General features: G+C 55.1%; 19 protein-coding genes. 11 read left to right on the forward strand and 8 right to left on the reverse strand.

What is annotated here, in order from left to right:
• Positions 1 to 2: 2 nt before the first annotated feature.
• Positions 3 to 1,520, reverse strand: a complete 1,518-nt coding sequence (locus P6287_RS09895) for a carboxylesterase/lipase family protein (RefSeq protein ID WP_277973635.1) — start codon at positions 1,518 to 1,520, stop codon at positions 3 to 5.
• Between the two features lie 192 nt (positions 1,521 to 1,712).
• On the opposite strand from P6287_RS09895, the gene P6287_RS09900 reads away from it, so the two are divergent.
• Positions 1,713 to 2,147: a DoxX family protein gene (locus P6287_RS09900; RefSeq protein WP_110866212.1), complete on the forward strand. Its 435-nt coding sequence runs from the start codon at positions 1,713 to 1,715 to the stop codon at positions 2,145 to 2,147.
• Between the two features lie 54 nt (positions 2,148 to 2,201).
• Here P6287_RS09900 and P6287_RS09905 read toward each other — a convergent pair whose 3' ends face one another.
• The gene (locus P6287_RS09905) at positions 2,202 to 3,539 is read right to left on the reverse strand and encodes a VOC family protein (protein WP_192411973.1); all 1,338 of its coding nucleotides are present in this window, start codon (positions 3,537 to 3,539) and stop codon (positions 2,202 to 2,204) included.
• 88 nt (positions 3,540 to 3,627) lie between these two features.
• The gene (locus tag P6287_RS09910; RefSeq protein ID WP_101764324.1) at positions 3,628 to 4,962 is read right to left on the reverse strand and encodes an aromatic acid/H+ symport family MFS transporter; all 1,335 of its coding nucleotides are present in this window, start codon (positions 4,960 to 4,962) and stop codon (positions 3,628 to 3,630) included.
• Between the two features lie 322 nt (positions 4,963 to 5,284).
• On the opposite strand from P6287_RS09910, the gene P6287_RS09915 reads away from it, so the two are divergent.
• Positions 5,285 to 6,205, forward strand: coding sequence for a LysR substrate-binding domain-containing protein (locus P6287_RS09915; protein ID WP_277973636.1), 921 nt, complete (start codon positions 5,285 to 5,287; stop codon positions 6,203 to 6,205).
• Here P6287_RS09915 and smrA read toward each other — a convergent pair.
• Positions 6,202 to 6,768, reverse strand: coding sequence for a DNA endonuclease SmrA (smrA, locus tag P6287_RS09920; protein ID WP_277973637.1), 567 nt, complete (start codon positions 6,766 to 6,768; stop codon positions 6,202 to 6,204). The two genes, P6287_RS09915 and smrA, sit on opposite strands and share 4 nt — an antisense overlap.
• A 296-nt stretch (positions 6,769 to 7,064) precedes the next feature.
• Here smrA and P6287_RS09925 point away from each other — a divergent pair, with 296 nt between their 5' ends.
• Positions 7,065 to 7,817 carry an FNR family transcription factor gene (locus tag P6287_RS09925; RefSeq protein WP_008106391.1) on the forward strand — a complete coding sequence of 251 codons (753 nt, stop codon included), beginning with the start codon at positions 7,065 to 7,067 and terminating at the stop codon, positions 7,815 to 7,817.
• Between the two features lie 118 nt (positions 7,818 to 7,935).
• Positions 7,936 to 8,892: a universal stress protein UspE gene (gene uspE, locus P6287_RS09930; RefSeq protein ID WP_222182185.1), complete on the forward strand. Its 957-nt coding sequence runs from the start codon at positions 7,936 to 7,938 to the stop codon at positions 8,890 to 8,892.
• Between the two features lie 78 nt (positions 8,893 to 8,970).
• Here the strand turns inward: uspE and pntB are convergent, their stop codons facing one another.
• Positions 8,971 to 10,359 carry a Re/Si-specific NAD(P)(+) transhydrogenase subunit beta gene (gene pntB / locus P6287_RS09935; protein ID WP_277973638.1) on the reverse strand — a complete coding sequence of 463 codons (1,389 nt, stop codon included), beginning with the start codon at positions 10,357 to 10,359 and terminating at the stop codon, positions 8,971 to 8,973.
• Positions 10,360 to 10,370: 11 nt separating this feature from the next.
• Positions 10,371 to 11,900, reverse strand: coding sequence for a Re/Si-specific NAD(P)(+) transhydrogenase subunit alpha (pntA, locus tag P6287_RS09940; RefSeq protein ID WP_277973639.1), 1,530 nt, complete (start codon positions 11,898 to 11,900; stop codon positions 10,371 to 10,373).
• 539 nt (positions 11,901 to 12,439) lie between these two features.
• On the opposite strand from pntA, the gene ydgH reads away from it, so the two are divergent.
• Entirely contained in the window at positions 12,440 to 13,396 is a 957-nt protein-coding gene (ydgH, locus tag P6287_RS09945; RefSeq protein ID WP_101764318.1) for a DUF1471 family protein YdgH, read from the forward strand.
• A 224-nt stretch (positions 13,397 to 13,620) separates the two neighbouring features.
• Positions 13,621 to 15,012 carry an amino acid permease gene (locus tag P6287_RS09950; protein ID WP_192411787.1) on the forward strand — a complete coding sequence of 464 codons (1,392 nt, stop codon included), beginning with the start codon at positions 13,621 to 13,623 and terminating at the stop codon, positions 15,010 to 15,012.
• On the opposite strand, the gene P6287_RS09955 is transcribed toward P6287_RS09950, so the two are convergent.
• A complete protein-coding gene (locus P6287_RS09955) occupies positions 15,009 to 15,422 on the reverse strand; it encodes a hypothetical protein (protein ID WP_192411786.1) in 414 nt (137 codons plus the stop codon). The two genes, P6287_RS09950 and P6287_RS09955, sit on opposite strands and share 4 nt — an antisense overlap.
• A 176-nt stretch (positions 15,423 to 15,598) precedes the next feature.
• Here P6287_RS09955 and rstA point away from each other — a divergent pair, with 176 nt between their 5' ends.
• The 5 genes from rstA (at position 15,599) to P6287_RS09980 (ending at position 20,857) form a co-directional block, all read left to right on the forward strand.
• Positions 15,599 to 16,324 carry a two-component system response regulator RstA gene (gene rstA / locus P6287_RS09960; protein ID WP_176971912.1) on the forward strand — a complete coding sequence of 242 codons (726 nt, stop codon included), beginning with the start codon at positions 15,599 to 15,601 and terminating at the stop codon, positions 16,322 to 16,324.
• A complete protein-coding gene (gene rstB / locus P6287_RS09965) occupies positions 16,321 to 17,631 on the forward strand; it encodes a two-component system sensor histidine kinase RstB (RefSeq protein WP_137385849.1) in 1,311 nt (436 codons plus the stop codon). The genes rstA and rstB overlap by 4 nt, the downstream gene beginning before the upstream one ends.
• A 12-nt stretch (positions 17,632 to 17,643) precedes the next feature.
• Positions 17,644 to 19,131, forward strand: a complete 1,488-nt coding sequence (locus P6287_RS09970) for a carboxypeptidase M32 (protein ID WP_277973640.1) — start codon at positions 17,644 to 17,646, stop codon at positions 19,129 to 19,131.
• 170 nt (positions 19,132 to 19,301) lie between these two features.
• On the forward strand, positions 19,302 to 19,772 hold the full coding sequence (gene asr, locus P6287_RS09975; protein ID WP_007888004.1) for an acid resistance repetitive basic protein Asr: 471 nt from the start codon (positions 19,302 to 19,304) through the stop codon (positions 19,770 to 19,772).
• A 278-nt stretch (positions 19,773 to 20,050) separates the two neighbouring features.
• Positions 20,051 to 20,857, forward strand: a complete 807-nt coding sequence (locus tag P6287_RS09980) for a serine protease (protein WP_137385851.1) — start codon at positions 20,051 to 20,053, stop codon at positions 20,855 to 20,857.
• A gap of 183 nt (positions 20,858 to 21,040) precedes the next feature.
• Here P6287_RS09980 and hrpA read toward each other — a convergent pair whose 3' ends face one another.
• Positions 21,041 to 24,937, reverse strand: coding sequence for an ATP-dependent RNA helicase HrpA (gene hrpA / locus P6287_RS09985; protein WP_277973641.1), 3,897 nt, complete (start codon positions 24,935 to 24,937; stop codon positions 21,041 to 21,043).
• Positions 24,938 to 25,042 lie beyond the last annotated feature (105 nt).

Consider the following 25,042-nt stretch of genomic DNA (forward strand, 5'->3'; position numbering starts at 1 on the left):
CATTAAAGCTTAACGTGGCTGCGCATCATCAAACGGAACAAACGCAGCCGTCCACGCATAAAGCGCGCCTTCACCACCGCCTGGGCTTTGCCCTGTTCGCCCAGCGCCAGCGTCAGATCGTCGCCCGGTCGCCAGGCTGGCCAATCTACTTCACCCGCTAAGTGCGAGCTAAACTCGCTGGCTTCACGCGCGAAGGTGACCCAATAAGCGCTGACTGTGGAGGCGAACGCTTTATCCTGCTCGCTGTAGCTGCGTTCCGCTGGCGGCGCTAGCGTATCCAGCGTGTTAAAGACATAGGGAATTTCGTTGCCGTGCCAGGTGCCGTGCGGGTAGAGATCGCGCGCGTTTTCGGAGACGTAATCGAACCAGTAACGCCATGCGGGCAGGCCGATATTGTGCTGCGCCTGAGCGATGATTAACGGTAACACCGTGAACGCCATATCGCGCGCCACCGCACGTCCCAGCAGCGCATCATCATGAATGTCGTACAGCCACTTCATCAGGCGATAACTGATGCGGTTTTTGCTGCGCATCTGTCGCAATACTGCCGTGGCATCCACGCCAAAATAGTCCAGTACGCTGGCTTCATCGCTGTTGCTGCCGATCATTAACGGAATGCGATGCTGCTTGCCGGAGATAAACGTGGTTAACATCGGTTTCGGCAGTACCGCATCGCCGCTGATGGGCACCGGGCCGAGCGCCAGCGGGCGTTCTAACGGCCAGAATTGTTCGGCCGGTAGCTCACGCAGCTGCTCGGCGCTGGCATCTTCGGGTAACGCAAAATGCGCCGCGACCTGTAAACCGATCTGTTGTGCCTGCTTTTGCGGGATGTCGGGCAAGCTGTAGGCGCTTTGTACGATGCCCTTGTGAAACAGCGCCTCGGAGAGCGGCGAGCAGCACAGCGATAACACACTACGCGCACCGGAGGATTCACCAAACAGCGTCACGTTATGGCGATCGCCGCCAAAGGCAGGAATGTTGCGCTGAATCCATTGCAAAGCGGCAATTTGATCGAGTAAGGCAAAGTTGTTGATTACGCGCCCGTCGGGGTATTGCGCATCCAGCGCCGGATGAGAGAAAAAACCGAAGTGACCGAGTCGGTAGTTAAGCGTTACCACCACCACACCTTGCGCCGCCAGCGCTTTACCGCGATAAGGATCAAGATTACCGGCGCCGATGGAAAATCCCCCGCCATGCAACCAGACCATTACCGGCAACGGCCGCGAAGGCTCAACATCCGGCGTCCAGATATTCAGGTAGAGACAATCCTCACTAAAGCGACCGGGATCGCCACCGCCGGCGGCCACGCAATAGTCACGATTTTGCCAACTTGCTGCGCCCCATTCGGTCGCATCACGCACCTCTTGCCACGGCTGGACCGGCTGCGGCGGTCGCCAGCGTAAAGCGCCAGTAGGTGCAGCTGCGTACGGTATTCCTTCGAAGACAAAAAGATCTTCGTCCATCAGGCCTCTGAGTTCCCCTTCTGCGGTCATGATCCTCAGACGTCGTTCATTTTTCATCTCGGCTTCCCTAATAATGCATCGTTCCATTATTTGCAGGCCTTAGACGAATGTCCATGTTCTGAAAGCATTTGCAGATTAAGCCGAAACGCGGCGCGATTATTTGAACAACTCCATCAAATATTTTGGCTAACCCCATTGAGGCCATTTGTTTTAAGGTTGCAAGTTAACCTGGCGCGACGGAGAAACACCATGTTTGGTGGCATTAATCAAATGTTCAACCGGATGTGCGATCACCCGGACCTTGGCAAACTGCTTTTGCGCCTGACGTTGGGCGGATTGCTGCTGTTTCATGGGGCGTTCAAAGTGGTGCATGGCGTGGGTTGGATTGCGCACATGCTCGCCGTCAAAGGAATGCCAGGTTTCATCGCTTACGGTGCTTACATCGGGGAAATAGCGGCACCTGTAATGGTGATCATCGGATTTTTGACGCGCCCTGCGGCGTTCATTATTGCGGTGAACATGATTGTTGCGACACTGCTGGTAAAAATGGGCGCTGTCTGGCATCGCACCGACGTCGGTGCGTGGGCGCTGGAGACAGAAGCGCTTTACCTGCTGGGTGCGCTCGCCATTATGTTTTTGGGTGCCGGGAAGTACACGCTGGTGCGTGACGCGCGCTTGCAATAACCACAAGAAAAGCAGCCGGTCTGCTTAATTTCAGACCGGCTGTAACATTTCTCCTCAGGCTACACCACACCGTTCCAGACTGCGCTGCTGCATCTGCTGGTACAACGCCATTTCATCCTGCACCGCGCAACCTAACGCGCTTTCAAAATCCGCTCGGCTGGCATTCCCCGCGCTGCGTGTTTGCGCCACGTCCCCCAGATTCGACTGGAAAATCCCCGCGGCACTGACCGGCAGGAAATCCTCGTAAACGATCGGTTCGGCACTCAAACGCTCTTCTGCCAGCAACTGCGTCACGCTTTCGCCCGCGCGTGGCGGCAGATGCTCGCCTTTTTCGGTCAGGCGATAGCGGAACCACGCCAGCTGCTGCTCGCGCAAAGACTCTTCGTCATCGGGGAAATCACTAAACACCGCGCTAAGATGTTGCTGGTGATGCTGGTTATCGCTGCCGGTACCGGCTTCAGCCAGCAGACGATCGTAAAGTTCGCGTCCTTTCGGGGTGAGCGCCGCGCCGCGCTGTTCGATCTCACCAAAGCGCGCGGTATGCGTGCCCGGCGTGCCATCGTTAAAGTGCACCGCTTCTTCCAGCGCTTTGAAGCTGGTCTGGCGCAGCAGAATCGGTACTTTACGCTGCGGCGGGCCTTCAATCAGGGTTTTTGGATCGATGCCGCGCGAAGGCATCAGCGCTTGCACCCGATCAATATCCAGCGTGCGCGGCGTCAAATGGTTGATGTGGCAACCACGGAAACACACCACATCGGCAATCAGACGATGCTGCTGGCTCAGTGCGCGATAAGTGGCGCTGTCTACGGTGGTATGCGCATGCCAGCGGAAGGTTTCCAGCGCTTCCTGCACGAAAGTGGCGGCATCCGCGGCGTTCAAACCGCCCTGCTGCTGATGCTTAGCGATCAACGCGCGGCAACCTGGCGTAAAGATATCGCGCGCGGCGAGAATTGCAGCGGCCTTCTCGCGCAGCGCCGCATCATCAATCAGTTCCAGACGCAGCAACGAAGTGAAAACGCGGAATGGATTATGGCGCAACGCGCGATCGCTGACCGGACGAAACGCCGTGGAGTGCACCGGCACACCGGCTTGCGACAGGTCGTAATACCCCACCGCTTCCATGCCCATCACGGCGAACATCCGGCGCAACGTGCTGAGTTCATCAGCCTTGCCGACGCGAATCGCACCGTGACGCTCGACGCTCAGGCGACTCAGTTCATCGGCGGCCGACAAGCGGTTTTTTAACTCGGGATTGGCTTCCAGCGTACGTTCATTAACAGCGGTGACCAACTGCGTCAGCGTGCCGTATTGCGGCACTTCCTGCTGATACAGGGTCGACATTGCCTGCGAGAACAGCGTGCGGATGGCATCGCTGCTGAGAAAGTTTGGCATCATCATCACCTTGGGCTAACGGGTTGTTGCTACTGTAGATCAACCCTTTAGCGGCGGGTAACAATTTCGTGGAACTGTGATCGCCTTGTCACTCGGTGAGGTTTGACTGGTCACCAAAGCGACATTTCAGCACCAGCATGATGGTGGTTAACACGGCGGGAATCGCCAGCAGCAGGAAGATCTGACTGAACGTCCAGCCAAGCGTTAACAACTCGGCACCGACAAAGGCGCTAATGATGGCGCCGATGCGCCCTATGCCGTGCATCCAGCTGGAGCCGGTGGCACGCGCATGAGTTGGGTAATAACTGGCGGAGAGCGCATTCATGCCGGTATTGGCGCCGTTAAAACAGAAGCCGCTGCAGAAAGCGATGGCGCTCATTAAGCCGACCTGCGCGGGTGAAAAACCCAGCGCCACAATGGCAATGCCACCGCAGAAATAGATCACCGCCAGCGCCAGATTGGCGTTGATGCGGTCCATCAACCAACCCGCAAACAGCGAGCCAAGGGTTCCGCCGGCCTGATACATCGCCGTGACAATCGCAGCTTCCGTCACCGACATGCCGAGCGTGCTGATCAATGAAGGCATCCAGCTGCCAATCAGGTAAACGAGGAACAGCCCCATAAAGTAGCCGCCCCACAACATCAAACTGCCGAACAGATAGCGGCGCGACACCACGGTCGCCACCGAGCCTTTACGCGCGGTGGGCAGCTCAGTGCTTTGATAATGGCTATCCGGCTGCACGCTGCCGGGCAGCATACGTTCGAGGATGGCGTGAATACGTGCGGCAGGCGCGCGACGGCTAATCAGAAAACGTACCGATTCCGGTAAGCCGCGCACTAAAAAAGGCAGCACCAGCAGCGGCAGCACGCCGCCCATCAGCATAACGGAGTGCCAGTCATAGCGCGGCAGCAGCCACGAAGCGGCAAAGCCTCCCGTCGCGGCACCAAAGGTAAAGCCACAGAACACCACGGTAATAATAAATGAGCGGCGACGTTCGGGCGCGTATTCGGCCACCAGCGTGCCCACGTTGGGCATCGCGGCCCCAAGCCCTAAACCGGTGAGAAAGCGGAACAGCATCATCTGTTCGATGTTCTGCGCCATCGCCGTGGCCAGCGTCCACAGACCGAAAAACAGCACGCTGATGAGGATCATCACGCGGCGACCATAGCGATCGGCCAGCGGTCCAGCGACCATCGCCCCCAATGCCAGACCAATCAGCGCCGCGCTGATCACCATGCCGAGTTGATGATTCGTGACGCCCCAACTGGCTTTCAGCGTGGGCGCAATAAAGCCCATCAGCGCAATGTCCATGCCGTCCAGCGCCACTACCACGAAGCACAGCGCGATTAAGCGCTTTTGCCAGCTGCTAAGCGCACTCTTATTGATAAGCTGGCGAACGTCTACTGCTTCAACGCTGGTCACGTAACGACTCCTGCACTTTTAACCGTTTAGGGCATCAGTTTTAGTAAAAAAAACGGCGCTTATCATAGCTCATCGTTAACAATAACAGGCACTCTTTTTGGATGTAATTGAGAATTATTCAACTTTTTACGCTGTATGTTATTGATTTGAGAGCGCGTGAATATGCTGCAAATAATGTCTTTTTCAGCTTTTCTCATAAATACATCAGGTTAGCGGCGAAGCTTGCATAGCGGTGTTTTTGTTAATATAAATTTGCAGGCAAGTTAACATAATTAACGTTTCCTCATTGCTGCTCCTCGGCATAACTCATTATGTTGGGCGTATGGACAAAAATATCCTTTTCAATCAGCGCATTCGCTTGCGTCATTTACATACCTTTGTGGCGGTGGCGCAGCAAGGCACGCTCGGTCGCGCCGCTGAAACGCTCAATCTGAGCCAGCCTGCTTTATCTAAAACACTGAATGAGCTTGAAGAGTTGGCCGGCGCGCGACTGTTTGAGCGCGGACGGCTCGGCGCGCAGCTCACCACGCTGGGCGAACAGTTTCTGATTCATGCGGTGAAAGTGCTGGATGCGCTCAATCATGCCGGGCAGAGCTTCAACGCACCGCAGCCGGGCCGACCGGTGGTGATTCGACTCGGCGCGCTGACGACGGCGGCGATGGGCATGCTGCCGCAAATTCTCGATCGCTTCCATGAACAGCAACCCAACACCACGGTGCAGGTCGCGACATTGCATAACAACGTGTTGTTGGCCGGTTTACGTGCCGGTGAGTTTGATGTCGGCATTGGTCGTATGGCGGACAGCGATATGATGGCCGGACTGACCTACGAATTGCTGTTTCTGGAATCACTCAAACTGGTGGTGCGCCCGGACCATCCGCTATTAAGCGAGAACGTTATGCTGTCGCGCGCGATGCAGTGGCCGGTAGTGGTTTCGCCGGAAGGCACCGCACCGCGCCGTATTGCGCAGCATATGCTGAATGAGCAAGGTTGTACCTTGCCAGCAAACTGCGTCGAAACCTCATCAACATCGCTGGCGCGCCAGCTGGCGCTACGTTACGACTATGTGTGGTTTGTGCCTTCAGGTGCCATCAAAGAAGATTTGAATCATGATGCGTTGTGCGCGCTACCGATTGCCTCGCCGGGGCCAGGCGAACCGGTGGGCATTATTACGCGCAGCGGCAGTCCGTTAAGCCTGAGCGCCGAAGTGTTGATGGCGACCATCCGCAAATTCCACAGCTAGCGACTGTGTTTCGCATGACGCTCACGGTTCTCCAGGCGCGCCTGTTCGGTTTTACGTAAACCGACATAGAGCGCGCCCGCCCCACCGTCTTTCGGCTGCGCCGTGCAAAAGGTCTGCACTTCTGCAAATTCCGGCAACCATCGCGCCACATAGCTGCGCACAATATTGGCGTGCGACTCATCGTCACGCCCTTTGCCATGAATGATCAGCAGATTGCGCAATCCATGTTTATTGGCTTGCTGCATAAAGCTGAACAGCGCCTGACGACAGGTTTCCACCGGCTGACGCAGCAGATTAAGGCTGGCTTCGGGCGGATATTTGCCCAGTCGCAGCTTATCCAGCACGCCTTGCTGTACGCCCTCGACCTTAAACTCCAGCGGAGTTGTCAGTGGAACGATGTCGAGAAAGCCACGCGTGAGAAAATTTTCCTGCTCGTCACTTTCCTGCGGCGCACGTGGCGCTTTAGGCGAGGGGGCGCGTAGCCATTGGGTGTTAGCGCAATTTTTTAATGGTGTCACATCACCCATGGCATCACGGAAAAGGTCTTCATCATCAAGGTTCATGGTGTTTCCTCTCGCCTGGTGTTTGCCTGCGCGTCCAATTCGACGCTAAAGCAAAAGAGTAGCAAAGGATTATGGGCAAAACATCTGTCACTTTTTGCGCTGTATTAAGCGCGACATAGCTGTAAACCTGGCAACAAAACGTTCCAGATCAATAAATGCCCTTCAGCCAAACCAGCGCAAACCGCGTAATACCTGACATTTGTGGGGTTTTAAGGACATTTACTGCTCGGATGAGTTCCCTTCGCTTAGAAAAATGTTAAAATTGACCGCAGTCAATAATCATCGAGCGTAACTATATGATCCAGGAAAAACGCAGCATTCGACGTATTCAGTCTGGCGGTTGTGCCATCCATTGTCAGGATTGCAGTATCAGCCAATTGTGTATTCCCTTCACGCTGAACGAGCACGAACTGGATCAGCTGGATAACATCATTGAGCGCAAAAAGCCGATTCAGAAAGGCCAGACGCTGTTCAAAGCCGGTGATGAACTGAAATCTCTCTACGCTATCCGCTCCGGCACCATCAAAAGCTACACCATCACTGAACAAGGCGACGAGCAAATTACTGGCTTCCATCTGGCAGGCGATTTGGTTGGTTTTGACGCGATTGTCGGCGCAAAACATCCGAGCTTTGCGCAAGCGCTGGAAACCGCGATGGTGTGCGAAATCCCGTTTGAAACTCTCGACGACCTCTCCGGTAAAATGCCGGCACTGCGTCAGCAGATGATGCGTTTGATGAGCGGTGAAATCAAAGGCGATCAGGATATGATTCTGCTGCTGTCGAAGAAAAATGCCGAAGAGCGTCTGGCGGCGTTTGTCTGGAATCTGTCGCGTCGATTCGGTCAGCGCGGCTTCTCACAGCGTGAATTCCGTTTGACCATGACGCGTGGCGACATTGGTAACTATCTGGGACTAACCGTAGAAACCATTAGTCGTCTGCTGGGTCGCTTCCAGAAAAGTGGCATGCTGGCCGTGAAAGGCAAATATATCACCATTGAGAACCACGCTCTGCTGGCAGAATTAGCTGGCCAGACCGAACAAGCCGCGTGATTCTGTGCCGGGTTAATAAAAGTTATTTTATTGATCCGGCAACAACTTTTCCGCTTCTGCCCTGCCCAAACTTAGGCTATCTTTAACCCAACTTGCTTTGGTTTTAGGAGATCGGCTTATGTCCCGGTACCAAAATATTCTGGTGGCTATTGATGCCCAGCAGGACGATCAGCCCGCGCTGCGTCGTGCGGTTTATCTCAATCAACGAATCGGCGGAAAAATCAAAGCTTTCCTGCCTATCTACGACTTCTCATATGAAATGACCACGCTGCTGTCGCCCGATGAGCGCTCCAATATGCGCAAAGGGGTAATCAGCCAACGTACCGAATGGATCCGCCAACAGGCCCAGGCGTATATTGAGGCCGGCGTTGAAATTGAAATCAAAGTGGTTTGGCATAACCGCCCGTATGAAGCCATCATCCAGGAAATTCTGGCGCATCAGCATGATTTAGTGTTGAAAATGGCGCACCAACACGATCGCCTGGAAGCGGTGATATTTACGCCGACGGATTGGCATCTGCTGCGTAAATGTCCATGTCCGGTGTGGATGGTGAAAGATCAGGCGTGGCCTGAAGGCGGCAAAGCGGTGGTGGCGGTCAACTTAGCCAGCGAAGAGCCGCATCATGATGAGCTCAATCAGAAGCTGATTCGTGAAACCACGCTGCTTGCCGAGATGGTGAATCACACCGAAGTGCATTTGGTCGGCGCTTATCCCATCACACCGATCAATATTGCTATCGAACTGCCCGACTTTGATCCCAGCGTTTACAACGACGCGATTCGCGGCCAGCATTTAGTGGCGATGAAAGCGCTGCGTCAAAAATTCTCCATCAGTGAAGAGTTCACCCACGTGGCGAAAGGTTTGCCCGAGGAAGTGATTCCGGATATCGCCTCGCATCTGGACGCCGGCATTGTGGTGCTTGGCACCATTGGCCGTACCGGTTTGTCAGCCGCGTTCCTGGGTAACACTGCGGAACAGGTGATTGATCATCTGCGTTGTGATTTGCTGGCGATCAAGCCAGACGATTTCAAATCGCCAATTGATTACGATGACGAAGAAGATGAAGACGATTGATTAAAAAAAGGGCGGCTCGCAATGGCCGCCCTACTTATTTCTACTCAGGGCGGTGAATCACATCACCGCCCTGCTTATTTACAGCGCGCGCAGAATGCCTTCCACGCTCGCTTTCGCATCGCCAAACAGCATCTGCGTATTGTCTTTAAAGAACAGCGGATTTTGTACGCCTGCGTATCCGGTGCTCATCGAGCGTTTGAATACAATCACGTTCTGCGCTTTCCACACTTCCAGCACCGGCATGCCAGCGATTGGACTGCGCGGATCTTCCAGTGCGGCTGGGTTAACGGTGTCATTCGCGCCAATCACCAAAACGGTATCGGTATCGCTGAAGTCATCGTTAATCTCGTCCATTTCCAGCACCACATCGTAAGGCACTTTCGCTTCCGCCAGCAGTACGTTCATGTGGCCCGGCAAACGACCGGCAACCGGATGAATACCAAAGCGAACTTTGATACCGCGCGCGCGCAGCTTTTCGGTAATCTCCGCAACCGGATACTGCGCCTGCGCCACCGCCATGCCATAACCCGGCGTGATCACTACAGAAGAAGAGGCTTTCAGCATTTCTGCCGTCTCTTCCGCCGTAATTTCACGGTGCTCGCCCACTTCATCGCTCTCGCCGCCCACGCTTACATCGGTACCAAAACCACCGGCAATCACGCTAATAAAGGAGCGGTTCATCGCTTTACACATGATGTAAGAGAGGATGGCACCGGAAGAACCGACCAGCGCACCGGTAACGATCAGCAAATCATTGCTCAGCATGAAGCCTGCCGCCGCCGCCGCCCAACCGGAGTAAGAGTTCAGCATCGAGACCACAACCGGCATATCCGCGCCGCCAATTGACGCCACCAGATGCCAGCCAAACACCAGCGCAATGACGGTCAGCAGCAGCAGCGCAAACACCTGCGCACCGGTGCTATCAGTTTGTACGAACCACAGCATCAGCAGGAAAGAGACCACCAACGCCGCGAGGTTCATTTTATGACGATGTGGCAGCATCAGCGCTGATGAGGAGATCTTGCCGCGCAGTTTGCCAAACGCCACCAGTGAACCGGTAAAGGTCACCGCACCGATGAAAATGCCGAGGAACACTTCGGTCAGATGGATATTTTCCATCACCGGCGCGAGGCCTGGCGCGTGATCGATATAGCTGTTGAAGCCCACCAACACCGCCGCCAAACCCACGAAGCTGTGCAGAATGGCAACCAGTTCCGGCATTTCGGTCATTTCGACTTTTTTCGCCAGACGCAAACCAATCGCACCGCCGATCACCATCGCCAGCAGAATCCAGGCAACGTTCCCGGTGTTCGGGCCAAAAATGGTGGCGAGCAGCGCAATCGCCATGCCGCTCATACCAAAAATATTACCCTGCTTTGAGGTCTCGTGTTTCGAGAGACCGGCAAGGCTGCAAATAAACAGAATCGCGGCAACAATATATGCTGCAGTAACTAATCCGCCAGACATGTTGCTACCCCTTAATTCTTACGAAACATTTTCAGCATGCGCTGGGTGACGGTGAAACCACCGAAGATATTGATGCTGGCAATCAGTACGGCAATAAACGACAGAATCGTGACCCAACCGCCGTGGCCCATCTGCAGCACCGCACCCACCACAATAATGCCGGAAATGGCGTTGGTGACGGCCATCAAAGGCGTGTGCAATGCGTGACTCACGTTCCACACCACGTAATAGCCGACCACGCAAGAGAGCGCGAACACGGTAAAGTGTGACAGGAAGTCCGGCGGCGCGACGTTGGCCAGGCAGGCAAACAGCACCACCGCCAGCGCCAGCAGCAGATACTTGCGCCATGGTGAAACCGGTTTGGCTTCTGCCTTCGGCAGCGGCTGTTCGGCGGGTTGCGCTTTCGGCGCGGCGGAAACCTGAATCGGCGGCGCTGGCCATGTCACTTCGCCATCACGAATCACCGTCACCCCGCGCACCACCACGTCGTCAAAATCCACGGTAATTTCGCCGTTTTTCTCTTTGCACAGCAGTTTCAGCAGGTTGACCAGGTTGGTGCCGTAAAGCTGTGAGGATTGCGTTGGCAGGCGACTTGGCAAATCGGTGTAACCGATAATCTTCACGCCGTTAGGGGTTAAGGTCACCTGATCGGCCACCGTCAATTCGCAGTTACCGCCGGTTTGCGCTGCCAGATCGACAATCACGCTGCCTGGTTTCATGCTGGCAACCATCTCGGCAGTAATCAGCTTCGGGGCCGGACGGCCAGGAATCAACGCGGTGGTGACGATAATGTCCACTTCTTTCGCCTGCGCGGCAAACAGCTCCATCTCTGCCTTAATAAAGGCTTCAGACATCACTTTGGCATAACCATCGCCGCTGCCTGCTTCCTCTTCAAAGTCCAGCTCAAGGAACTCGGCGCCCATACTCTGCACCTGCTCTTTCACTTCAGGACGCGTATCGAAAGCACGCACGATGGCACCTAAACTGCCTGCCGCGCCGATGGCCGCTAATCCCGCGACGCCCGCACCGATCACCATCACTTTGGCTGGCGGCACTTTACCGGCAGCGGTGATTTGGCCGGTGAAGAAGCGGCCGAATTCATGAGCGGCTTCAACGATGGCGCGATAACCCGCGATGTTCGCCATTGAGCTCAACGCATCCAGCGCCTGCGCACGAGAAATACGCGGCACCGAATCCATCGCCATCACGGTGACGTTGCGTGCTGCCAGCTTTTCTAGCAGCGCGGGATTCTGCGCAGGCCAGATAAAGCTCACCAGCGTGCTACCGGCGCGCGTCAGTTCAATCTCCTGATCGTCCGGCGCATTCACCTTCAAAACGATGTCCGATTGCCACACATCGTGAGTGTTAGTAATAGTGGCGCCGACGGCGATAAAGCTTTCATCATCAAAGCTGGCGCGAAGTCCTGCGCTCTGTTCAACGGTGACGCTAAATCCCAGCTTGATCAGTTGCTCAACGGTCTTTGGCGTGGCGGCCACGCGCGACTCGTTGGCTAACCGTTCTTTGGGTATCCCAATTAACATACTGTTTCCTTTCAACAATTAAAGGATGAGGTTCTGTAAGTGGCAAAAAGCTCAAAAGCCGAAACAGTGTTTCAGCTTTTTATGAGCAAAATGCACAATGTAACAAAGTCTTTATAACCTACTGAAAATATGAAGAGTGATCCACAGCGATAATGCCCACTTATGACATTCACACAAATATTCAGACACAAAGATTGAATGCCATGTTTTGCCACTGCATTTGGTGTTTATTAAAAAATATTGTGCTGCGCAAAATCGTGTCATGTCGAATTAAGTGTTTTTAAAAACCTTTAATTAACAATGCGTTAACTATTATGGCACTAAGTGTTACCAGAATAAGTGGTTATCTGTGCAAAAAAGAGCCGTAACAGAAGTCAATGACAGGTCGATGAATAAACGGCAGAGATTGTCAATGTTATGCGCTTAAATTGGCTGAGACAGGCCGATTATTACATGCAATAATCAGCGGCTAATCTGTTATACATCAAGAGTCCAGCACGTTTTCGTACTCATTTTGCGTAAGGCGAAGGATCATTTTTATGAAGCTGAAGAACACCATTCTGGCGTCAACCTTGTTATCACTGCTGGCAGCGAATGCGTTTGCTGCTAAAGAGTTAACGCCAGAGCAAGCGGCCGCGTTGAAACCATTCGAACGTATTAATATCAGCGGCCGTTTCAATGCGATTGGCGATGCAACTGATGCCATCTCCAAACAAGCCGATGCCAAAGGCGCTGACTCTTTCTATGTTCAGGGTATTAATGATAGCAACGGCAACGGCGGTAACTGGCGCGTAACGGCTGATTTGTATAAAGCCAACGCACCGAAAGCGGATGACTCCACTAAATATCGCACCTTCTCAGGCGTGAAAGAGCTGCCGAAAGCAGAAGCCTATCGCCTTGAGCCGTATGACACCGTATCGGTAAATGGCTTCTTCTCCAGCCAGCCAGATGTTAATGAAGCGATTGCCAAGGCAGCCAAAAATAAAGGTGCGGCATCGTTCTTTATCGTGCGTCAGGTTGATGCGAACAACGGCGGCAACCAGTACGTGACCGCGTATGTTTACAAGGCTGATGCGCCAGAGCGTAAAGTACAGAACACCTCTGATTCAATCCCAGCAGATTCTGAAGCCGGTAAAGCAGCACTGGCCGCTGGTGGCACCGCCGCCACTAAAGTGGCCATTCCTGGCGTGGCCTCTTCGGATACCCCAAGCCGCAACGTTGGTCGTTTCTTCGAAACGCAAAGCTCAACCGGCCAACGTTACACGGTGAAAACTGCCGATGGCCGTAGCGTGCAGGAAGTGAATGCGATTACTGCTGCGCAGATGCAGCCGTTTGACACCATCACCTTCTCCGATCACTTTGGTACCCCAACCGAAATCTCGGAAGCGGTTGGCAAACGCGCAGTGGAAAAAGGCGCTAAGTACTACCACATCACGCGTCAATGGCAGAACCAGAGCGGCGGCAACCTGACCGTCACCGCCGATCTGTTCAAGTAATAGCGATTAAGGGCGGCGTCCGTCGCCCTTTTCAAAATCTCCCTGATACTAACTGCATAATCTGTGCGCAGATTTGCATAGTCTTGCATTGCCTTCCCCGTTTGCACTCCGTAAAATCTGCCGCCTGTTTTTAGGGGATTCCGTTTCAAAGTTGGCTCATTGCCACGCGACACTCCAGCGGAATCGTCACCACCCAGCATACTCTGCTGTTTAGGATGGGCGTTTTGGATAAAAAATTAGGTCTTAGTGCGCTCACCGCGTTGGTACTCAGCTCTATGCTGGGCGCTGGCGTGTTCAGCCTGCCGCAAAATATGGCAGCGGTTGCCGGCCCGGCGGCGCTGCTGATCGGCTGGCTCATCACCGGCGTTGGCATCATCTTCCTGTCGCTCGCCATGCTGTTGCTGACGCGGCTGAAGCCGGAGTTGGATGGCGGCATCTTTACCTATGCGCGCGCCGGATTTGGCGAGCTGATGGGCTTCTGCTCGGCGTGGGGATATTGGCTGTGTGCGGTCATTGCCAACGTCTCGTATCTGGTGATTGTCTTCTCGGCGCTGAGTTTCTTTACCGACACGCCGGATCGCGTGGTGTTTGGTGATGGCAATACGTGGCAGGCGATGCTCGGCGCGTCGGTGCTGCTGTGGCTGGTGCATTGTCTGGTGCTGCGCGGCGTGCAAACTGCGGCCAGCATTAATGTGCTGGCGACCCTGGGAAAACTGGTGCCGCTGTTGCTGTTTGTGGTGCTGGCGCTGCTGGCATTCAACTACGATCGCTTCCGCTTTGATTTCAGCGGCGTGGAACTCGGTCAGCCGCTGTGGCAGCAGGTGAAGCAAACCATGCTGATCACCTTGTGGGTATTTATTGGTGTGGAAGGCGCGGTGGTGGTTTCTGCGCGTGCGCGTAATAAACAGGATGTCGGACGCGCCACGCTGATGGCGGTGCTGGCCGCGCTGCTGGTCTACTTGCTGGTTACGCTGCTGTCGTTAGGCGTGATTCCGCGTGCCGAGCTGGCGCAGATGCGCAACCCTTCTATGGCGGGTTTGATGAAGCATTTGCTCGGTCATTGGGGCGATGCGGTGATTGCGGTCGGATTGATTATTTCGGTGTGCGGCGCTTATCTGAGCTGGACGATTATGGCCGCTGAAGTGCCGTTCCTCGCCGCACAACAAGGTGCCTTCCCGCGCAGCATCGCGCGTCAGAACCGCCACAACTCCCCTTCGGCGTCGTTATGGCTGACCAACGGCAGCGTACAGGTTTGCCTGATTTTGATCGCCCTAACCGGCGCGGATTACAACACGCTGCTGACCATCGCTTCAGAAATGATTTTGGTGCCCTATCTGCTGGTGGGTCTGTATCTGATTAAGGTAGTACGCGGGCAGAACAAACCCTGGGCGATGTTTACCGGCGTCGGTGCCAGCGCGTATGGCATTTGGCTGCTGTATGCGTCGGGTCCTTTGCATTTGCTGCTTTCAGTCGTGCTCTATGCGCCCGGATTGCTGCTGTTTCTGTACGCACGACGCGGCGGCCGTGGCGACAAAATGTTGTCACAGCTGGAGCGCATCGCGATTGTGTTGTTGATTGCGGCGTCACTGCCCGCGTTGTGGCAGCTAACGAATTAGTGCGGCTGAACCGGAATGGAAACGCACAGCAGGTCATCCTGCTGTGACAAGTTGAGCGGCTTACGGTATTCCTGATGAATAGCGTCAAGCTGCTCGGTTGACAGCGGATACGGCAGCTGAATATCAAAGCGGCTGATGTGTTGTTGTTCGGCCAGGGTGATCAAACGCGCGATATTAATCTCGTCGCTCACCTGTGTTGAAATGATTTGTAATGCTAATTCTTTCAGATGGTCGTCGCTGGCCTGAAGATTGTGCGCCGATTTACGCGTCACCATGCCAAAAATAGGCATCACGCCATAAATGGCATCAACAAAACTCCAGCGTTTTTTGCAGGAAGCGGAGAGATAATCACTGTAATTGAAGCAGATGCGATCACTGTATCCGGCTGAAGCCAGCTCTTTATCAGACACTCTCGCACTCCTCCTGTTTTTCGTTGCGGTTCCGAACCTTGCGCGACAACGCGCCGCTAATGATGGCACATTTCACGGTATACATACCAGTCACGCAGGGATATTTCGTGCGATAGCGTAGAGCTCAGGACCAGGAAAAGCTATGCTGCTGAGATTCTCATCCGTCACAGTGAATTATGAACAAAATCGTCTATGTGGAAGATGAGCCAGAAGTAGGCGAACTGATCGCCGCTTATCTTGGCCGCCACGATATTGAAGTTATTGTTGAAACGCGCGGTGACCGCGCCGAAGCCACCATCGCCCTGCACGATCCCGATTTAGTGATGCTGGATATCATGTTACCCGGCAAAGATGGCATGACACTGTGCCGCGATCTACGTGCCAGCTGGCAAGGTCCGATTGTGCTGCTCACCTCGCTCGATAGCGACATGAACCACATTCTGTCGCTGGAGATGGGCGCTAACGATTACATCCTCAAAACCACGCCGCCGGCTGTGTTGCTGGCGCGCCTGCGTTTGCATCTGCGTCAGGCGCATGTCGGTCAGCCGGAAGTCACGCCCGCCCTACAAAGCTCACAACGCGTGCTGCGTTTTGGTTCCCTGACCATCGACTCGCTCAATCGTCAGGTGACGCTGTTTGAGGAAAATATTGTGCTGTCCACCGCCGATTTCGATCTGCTGTGGGAACTGGCGAATCACGCCGGACAGATCCTCAATCGCGATGCGCTGCTGAAAACCCTGCGCGGCGTGACCTACGATGGCATGGATCGCAGCATCGACGTGGCAATTTCTCGCTTACGCAAAAAACTCTACGATAGCGCCACCGAGCCATTCCGCATCAAAACCATCCGTAACAAAGGCTATCTGTTCGCGCCGCAGGCCTGGGATACCCGTTCCGCATGAGAAAGCTCTTTATTCAGTTCTATTTGCTGCTGTTCGTCTGTTTTCTGGTGATGACGCTGCTGGTTGGGCTGGTGTACAAATTCACCGCCGAACGCGCCGGACGCCAGTCGATGAACGACTTGATGGCCAGCTCGCTTTTTTTGATGCGCAGCGAACTGCGCGAGATCCCACCGCGCGACTGGAGCAAAACCATTCGCAGCCTCGATCTCGACCTGTCGTTTGATCTGAATATTGAGCCGATGAGCAAATATCAGCTGGGTGATGCAGACATGAAGCGCCTGCGCGCCGGGGAAATCGTGGCGATTGACGATCAGTACACCTTCTTACAGCATATTCCGCGCAGCCACTATGTGCTTTCCGTTGGCCCGATTCCGTATCTTTTCTATCTGCATCAGATGCGCATTCTGGATATCGCGCTGCTGGCATTTATCGGGATGTCGCTGGCGCTGCCGGTGTTTATCTGGCTGCGTCCGCACTGGCAAGAGATGCAGCGGCTAGAGAAAGCCGCGCAGCGTTTTGGCCGTGGCGAACTCGACGTGCGCACCCATTTTGAAAGCACCTCCAGCCTGCACAGTCTTGGCGTGGCGTTTAATCAGATGGCGGAGAACATCAACACGCTGGTTGCCAGTAAGAAACAACTGATTGACGGCATCGCACACGAGTTGCGTACGCCGCTGGTACGACTGCGCTACCGGCTGGAGATGAGCGATAACCTCACCGCCACGGAATCCGCCGCGCTGAACCGCGATGTGGGCCAGCTGGAGAGTTTGATTGAGGAGTTGCTGACGTATGCGCGCCTCGATCGTCCGCGCGTTGATCTTCATCTGCAATCCTTCGATCTGGCGCAATGGCTACGTGTACATATTGAAGACGTGCAAACCATGAATCCGCAGACGCAGATTGCGCTGGATATCCCGCAGCTGGAGAACGTCGGCAGCGCTGATACGCGCCTGATGGAGCGTGTGCTGGATAATCTGGTGAATAACGCCCTGCGCTATGCGCAACAGCGCCTGCGTGTCAGCTTATGGTTTGATGGCGCGCTGGGCTGTTTGCAGGTGGAAGACGACGGTCCGGGCATTCCGCAGGAAGAGCGCGCCCGCGTGTTCGAACCTTTTGTACGCCTCGATCCAAGCCGCGATCGCGCCACCGGCGGTTGTGGTTTGGGTCTGGCGATCGTGCACTCCATTGCGCTGGCCATGCAGGGAAATGTCTCGATTGAGAGCAGTCCGCTTGGCGGCGCCAGCGTTCGCTTTTGCTGGCCGGTTGATCTACCCTTGCGGGACATTGCGCCACGCTTACCGTCATAAGGAGCTTTTTACGTGACTTCAGCTTATCAAGAACTTAGCCGCACTTTTCAGCGTCTCTCCCGCTTTGGCCATTTAGGCGCCATTGCCGGTGTCGATATGCAAACCACTATGCCGCCGGGCGGCAGCCAGGCGCGCGGTGAAGCGATGGCCGAACTGAGCGTGTTCATGCACGAAGTGCTGACCGATAAACGCCTCGGCGGGCTGTTTGATGCCGCGCAGCAGGAATCATTGAATGATGTCGAGCAGGTTAACCTGAGCGAAATGCAGCGCGCCTGGCAGCAAGCGACGCTGCTGCCCGCCTCACTGGTGGAAGCCAAGTCGCTGGCCGGTTCGCGCTGTGAACACGCCTGGCGTCAGCAGCGTCCGGCGAACGACTGGCAAGGTTTCTCCGCCAATCTGAAAGAAGTGGTCAAGCTGAGTCGTCAAGAGGCGCAGCTGCGTGCCGATGCACTTGGCGTATCGCGCTACGACGCGCTGCTGGATGTGTTTGAGCCAGGCATGACCAGCGCGCAGCTGGATCAAACCTTTGGCGGTCTGAAAAGCTGGTTGCCTGACCTGCTACAAAGAGCAGTGGCGAAGCAGCAGCAAACCCCGATCGCGCAGCCGGTGGGTCCGTTCGCTACCGAATCGCAGAAACAGCTCGGCCTGAGCGTGATGAAAACGCTGGGCTTCGATTTCAATCACGGCCGTTTAGATGTGAGTGCGCACCCGTTCTGTGGCGGCGTGCCGGAAGATGTGCGCATTACCACGCGTTACAACGAGAACGACTTCCTCAGCGCCATGATGGGCGTGATCCATGAAACCGGCCATGCGCGCTACGAGCAGAATTTGCCAAAACAGTGGCGCGGTCAGCCGGTGGCGCAGGCCCGTTCTACCGCGATTCATGAGTCACAAAGCCTGTTTATGGAGATGCAGCTGGGGCGCAGTAAAGCCTTTCTGCAGCACATTCATCCGCAGGTGGTGGCGCTGATGGGCGATCAGCCTGCGCTGACGTTAAACAACTTTATCCGTCAGGCGCAGCGCGTGAAGCCGGGCTTTATTCGTGTCGACGCTGATGAACTGAGTTATCCGGCGCACGTCATTTTACGTTACGAGATCGAGCGCGCGCTGATTGAGGGCGAGATTGAAGTTGAAGATATCCCGGCGCTGTGGGACGAGAAGATGCAGCAATCGTTGGGCATTGATACGCGCGGTAATTATCGCGATGGCTGCATGCAGGATATTCACTGGACCGACGGTGCGTTTGGCTATTTCCCCACCTACACCTTGGGTGCGATGTATGCAGCCCAGCTGTTCCACGCGGTGAAGCGTGCCATTCCGCAGGTTGAGACGCTGATCCAGCAAGGTGAGTTGCAGCCAGTGTTTGACTGGTTACAGCAGAACATCTGGCAGCACGGCAGCCGTTTCCCAACGCAGCAGCTGCTGATCAATGCCACCGGCGAAGCGCTGAATCCGCACTATTTCCGTCAGCACCTTGAACAACGTTATCTCTCTGAGTAAACTGCGCGGCGGCCGATGCGGCCGCCCTTTTCACTTCCTTTACGCCGCTTTGTACAATCCGTTACACGCCGATACCAATGCCTCACGGAAAGCCTGAATTGTTTTTCATATAGTGTTTTCACCGGCCCCGCAGTGGGCTACACATGAAAAAATAGTTCGAGGATTTTGCAATGAAAAAATTATTTGCACTGGTGATCGCCGCTGCTATGGGTATGTCTTCTGTTGCTTTCGCTGCTGAGACCACAGCTGCTCCAGCAACGCCAGCAACCACTGCAGCGCCAGCGAAACATAAAGCAGTACACCATAAGAAACCTGCTGCTCAGAAAGCGCAGGCGGCTAAGAAGCACAAAAAAGTAGAGAAGAAAGCGCCAGCTGCACAGAAAGCTCAGGCCGCTAAAAAGCATCATAAAAAAGCAACCAAGCCAGCGGCTCAGAAAGCTCAGGCTGCTAAAAAGCACCACAAAAAAGCAACCAAGCCAGCGGCACAGAAAGCTCAGGCTGCTAAAAAGCACCACAAAGCAACCAAACCAGCTGCACAGAAAGCTCAGGCTGCTAAAAAGCACCACAAAGTAACCAAGCCAGCTGCGCAGAAAGCTCAGGCTGCTAAAAAGCACCACAAAGTGAAAAAAGCAGCTAAATAAGATCGCCTTTAGCGCCAACACCGTATTGATGATTGAAAACACCCGGTTATGCCGGGTGTTTATTTACTGGAGTAGCGAAAAATGGTGCGTCGCTATCGCTTCGAAATTATTCTGATTGTGATGATCCTCTGTGGCCTAGTTGCAGCCAGCTTTTTTATCTAGTCGTTGTAGCGTGCTGATTACTCCAATATTTCTCCCTTTTTCACCGCTCACCGACTATAGTTATCGCTCAAGCGTGATGACAACAACTTCTACTTATTCTCGCCATTGAGAGAACTATGCGCCTGGCTATCCTGTTACTCGTTGGTCTTTTCAGTTTTACCCACACAGCACATGCCGATGATGAAGATGGGCCAAGCCCGGAAGACATCAAAACGTTGTTCTTTGGCAAAGATCATCGCCAGGCGATTAGCGACGTGAGCGCCGCGCCCTGGGATGCCATCGGTCAGTTAGAGACTGAAAGCGGTAACCTCTGCACTGCCACCTTGATTTCTGCCCATCTGGCGTTGACCGCCGGACACTGTTTATTGGCTCCGCCCGGCAAGTTTGATAAGCCGGTGGCGCTGCGTTTTATGGCCAGCGCGAAAGGTTGGCGCTACGAGATTCATGATATTGATGCGCGCGTTGAACCCTCTTTAGCGCGCCGGTTGCAGGCAGACGGCGAAGGCTGGATCGTGCCGCCGGGAGCCGCACCCTACGATTACGGACTGGTTATTTTGCATAACCCTCCCTCCGGCATCGTGCCGATTCCATTGTTTGAGGGTTCGCGTGGCGATTTAACCGCCGCGTTGAAAACCACGCAACGTAAAGTGACGCAAGCCGGATATCCGGCCGATCATCTGGATACGCTCTATTCGCACAGCGATTGTTTAGTGACCGGTTGGGCGCAGCGTGCAGTGTTGTCGCATCAGTGCGATACCTTGCCGGGCGACAGCGGTTCGCCGCTGCTGTTGAAGAACGGTGATGAGTGGCAGTTGATTGCGGTACAGAGTTCAGCACCCGCGCCGGCCGATCGTTACCGTGCCGATAACCGCGCGATTGCGGTGCCGTCCTTTAAAGATAAGCTGGAAGAGTTAGCCCAGTAATTCCGCGCTCTCAGGCAAAAAGGCGGGGCCGCTACGTAACGTCGTCGTGGACCCATCCCTGGGGCCTCTGCCGCCGCATCCATGCGGCGGAAGCTTTACTCCGCGGCCCCGCCTTTCCGCCTTCTTCGATATTTGTGCGATGTTAAGTTCCGTAGCGGCGCGATTTATCGCGCCATCTAACAATTAACTCAACTGCTCCATCGCCTGCAGAATACGCTTATCCGAAATTGGATAAGGCGTGCCCAGCTGCTGGGCGAAATAGCTAATTCGCAGCTCTTCCAGCATCCAGCGAATCGCCTGCACGTCGGCATCATCCTGACGCTGGGGCGGCAATTTATTCCGCCACGTCTGCCAGGCTTGCTCCACCGCCTGCACTTTTAGCATACGCGCACGATCGCTGTGAGGATCGACCGGCAGCTTCTCGAGACGACGCTCAATACCTTGCAGATAGCGCAGCGTATCACCAAGACGCGACCAGCCATTGCCGGTGACGAAACCGCGATACACCAGGCCATTCATTTGCGCTTTGATATCGCCTAACGCCAGCGCCAGCGACATATCCACGCGTCCTTTAAGGAACTTGTTGATATTGAACACGCAGGTCAGGATCTGTTCGACCTGTTTGGCGATGGTGACCACGGTTTCGTTCAAATCAGCACGCACTTTGTCGCGCAGCTGTTCGAAGTTTTCCTGTTGCCACGCCGGGCCGCCCGCCTCCGCCATCAGCTTATCCACGCCGCAGGCGATACAGTCATCGATCAGTTCCAGCACTTTGCCGTAGGGATTGAAGTACAAACCGAGTTTGGCTTTGTTCGGTAACTTCTCGTGCAGATACTTGGTTGGCGACGGAATGTTGAGCAGCAGCAGGCGACGCTGACCGCGCCACATCATTTTCTGCTGTTCCACTTCGCTATCGAACAGGCGAATCGCCACGCTGTCCTTTTCATCCACCAGCGCCGGCCAGGCTTTGACCTGATAGCTGCCGCGCTTCTGTTCGTAGCTTTGCGGCAAATCGCCAAAGCTCCAGATGTGCAAACCGCTCTGTTCCAGGCCATCATCCGCCACTTTCGACAGCGTTTCCTGCACTTTGCCTTTCAGCAGCAGCCGCAGCTGATGCAGATTTTTGCCTTCCTGCAGCTTACGGTTGTGCTCGTCAACCACCCGAAAAGTCATTTTCAGGTGATCGGGCACCTGATCCCACTGCCAGGCTTCCCGGTCAATGGTGACGCCGGTCATGCGGCGGAATTCGCGTTCCAGCGCATCCAGCAACGGCAGTTCCATCGCCGTAACGCGACCGAGAAACGCTTCGGCGTAGTTGGGCGCGGGTACCAGATTGCGGCGCACCGGCTTGGGCAGCGATTTGATCAGCGCGATAACCAGTTCGCGGCGCACGCCCGGAATTTGCCACTCAAAACCGGTCTCTTCGATTTGGTTCAGCAGCGGCAGCGGAATGTGCACCGTCACGCCATCGGCATCCGCGCCCGGTTCAAACTGATAGCTCAGTTTGAGTTTCAGGTTGCCTTGATGCCAGAAGTTGGGGTAATCGAGCTGGCTGACTTTGTCCGCGCCGTCTTTGATCAGCATTTGCTTATCAAAGCTCAGCAGATCCGGATTCTCTTTGCTGGCCTGCTTCCACCAGCTATCGAAATGGCGTGCAGACACCACGTCGCTGCCGATGCGGCGATCGTAGAAAGCGAACAGCGTTTCATCATCGACCAGAATGTCGCGACGACGCGATTTGTGCTCCAGATCTTCAATTTCGTTGCGCAGTTTCAGGTTATTGCGGAAGAACGCGTGACGCGTCTGCCAATCGCCCTCCACCAGCGCATGACGGATAAACAGCTCGCGGCTCAGTTGCGGATCGATGCGGCTGTAATTAACCTTACGCGCCTGCACAATTGCCAGGCCGTAAAGCGTCACTTTTTCCGTCGCCATCACCGCGCCCTGTGCTTTTTCCCAGTGCGGTTCGCTGTAACTGCGTTTAATCAGATGCTGCGCCAGCGGTTCGATCCATTCCGGATCGATACGGGCGGCAACGCGGCCCCATAAACGGCTGGTTTCCACCAGTTCCGCCACCATGGTCCACTTCGGCGGCTTCTTAAACAGCCCGGAACCGGGGAAGATGGCGAAGCGCGCGTTGCGAGCGCCGGTAAACTCCTGCTTGTCGTTATCTTTCTGACCAATATGCGACAGCAAGCCGGTGAGCAAAGCGCAGTGCACTTCACGATACGGCGCAGGTTCGCTGTTGACCGGCATCCCCTGTTCCCGCACCACCTGACGCAGTTGCGTGTAGATATCCTGCCATTCACGCACGCGCAGATAGTTAAGGAACTCGGTTTTACACAAGCGACGGAAGTGATTGCTGGAGAGCGCTTTTTGCTGCTCCTGCAGGTAATTCCACAGATTGACGAAGGCGAGGAAATCAGACTCTTTATCCTCAAAACGACGATGTTTTTCGTCAGATGCCTGCTTTTTATCCGAAGGACGCTCGCGCGGGTCCTGAATCGATAGCGCCGCGGTGATGATCATCGCTTCGCGTACGCAGCCAAATTTTTGCGCTTCCAGCACCATGCGCGCCATACGCGGATCGACTGGCAACTGCGCGAGCTGGCGGCCCGAAGGCGTCAGCTTGTAGGTTTCGTCTTCACTCAGCGTGATGGCACCCAGCTCTTCCAGCAGGCGCACGCCATCCTGAATATTGCGCTTGTCCGGCGCTTCGACAAATGGGAAGGCAGCAATATCGCCCAGTCCCAGCGCGGTCATCTGCAGAATCACCGAGGCGAGGTTAGTACGCAGAATTTCAGGATCGGTAAATTCCGGACGGCTGAGGAAATCATCCTCGGAATAGAGGCGAATACAGATACCTTCCGAAACGCGGCCGCAGCGCCCTTTTCGCTGATTAGCGGAAGCCTGCGAAATCGGCTCAATCGGCAAGCGCTGCACTTTAGTGCGGAAACTGTAGCGGCTGATACGCGCGGTGCCGGGATCGATAACGTATTTGATGCCGGGCACGGTCAGCGAGGTTTCCGCCACGTTGGTCGCCAGCACGATGCGGCGTCCACTGTGCGACTGGAACACACGGTTTTGCTCGGTGTTCGACAGGCGCGCATACAGCGGCAGAATCTCGGTGTGCGCAATATCGCGCTTCATCAGCGCATCGGCAGTATCGCGGATTTCGCGCTCGCCGCTCATAAAGATCAGGATATCGCCGCGGCTCTCTTGTCCCAGCTCATCGACCGCATCGAAAATCGCCTGCAGCTGATCGCGATCGGTGTCGTCAGCCTCTTCCACCATTGGGCGATAACGCACTTCGACCGGATACGTCCGGCCGGACACTTCAATCACCGGCGCATTGTGGAAATGGCGTGAGAAACGCTGCGGATCGATGGTCGCTGACGTGATAATGACTTTTAAGTCGGGACGACGCGGCAACAGTTCGCGCAGATAGCCGAGCAGGAAATCGATGTTGAGACTGCGTTCGTGCGCTTCATCGATAATGATGGTGTCGTACTGCAGCAACAGGCGATCCTGCTGGATTTCCGCCAGCAGGATACCGTCGGTCATCAGCTTAACCTGGTTGGTTTCGCTCACCTGATCGTTAAAGCGCACCTTGTAACCGATGGTGCCGCCGAGCGAGGTTTCCAGCTCATCGGCAATGCGGTTGGCCACGGTGCGCGCCGCCAGACGACGCGGCTGAGTATGACCAATCAGCCCTTTAACTCCGCGCCCCAGCGCCAGGCAGATTTTCGGCAGCTGCGTGGTTTTACCCGATCCGGTTTCACCCGCGACGATCACCACCTGATGCTGACCGATCGCATCAGCAATATCCTGCTGCTTCTGACTTACCGGCAGGTTGTCAGGGAAAGTGATGCGCGGTGTCGCCGCCGTGCGCTGCGCCAGGCGCTGCTCCGCCGCGACAAATTCCGGCTCCAGTTCAGCCACAATGCCCTGCTGCGCCGCAGGATTTTTCACCTTTGCAGCGCCCAGCAGTCGACGTCGCAGACGTTGACTGTCGCGCAGCGTCAGATTATCGAGCCGCGGCCAGAGGGAGGCTAAAGGTGAAGAGTCGGATGATGACATAGCGATGCGTACCTGTTGTTGCAGCGGGCAGATGATTTCCCGGCGGATTCAAGCAATTAATGGTCGGCATCATAGCACAATTTGGAACACCTGCCTGAACGGGAC

Source organism: Pantoea sp. X85 (genome assembly GCF_029623675.1).
Lineage (GTDB): Bacteria > Pseudomonadota > Gammaproteobacteria > Enterobacterales > Enterobacteriaceae > Pantoea > Pantoea leporis.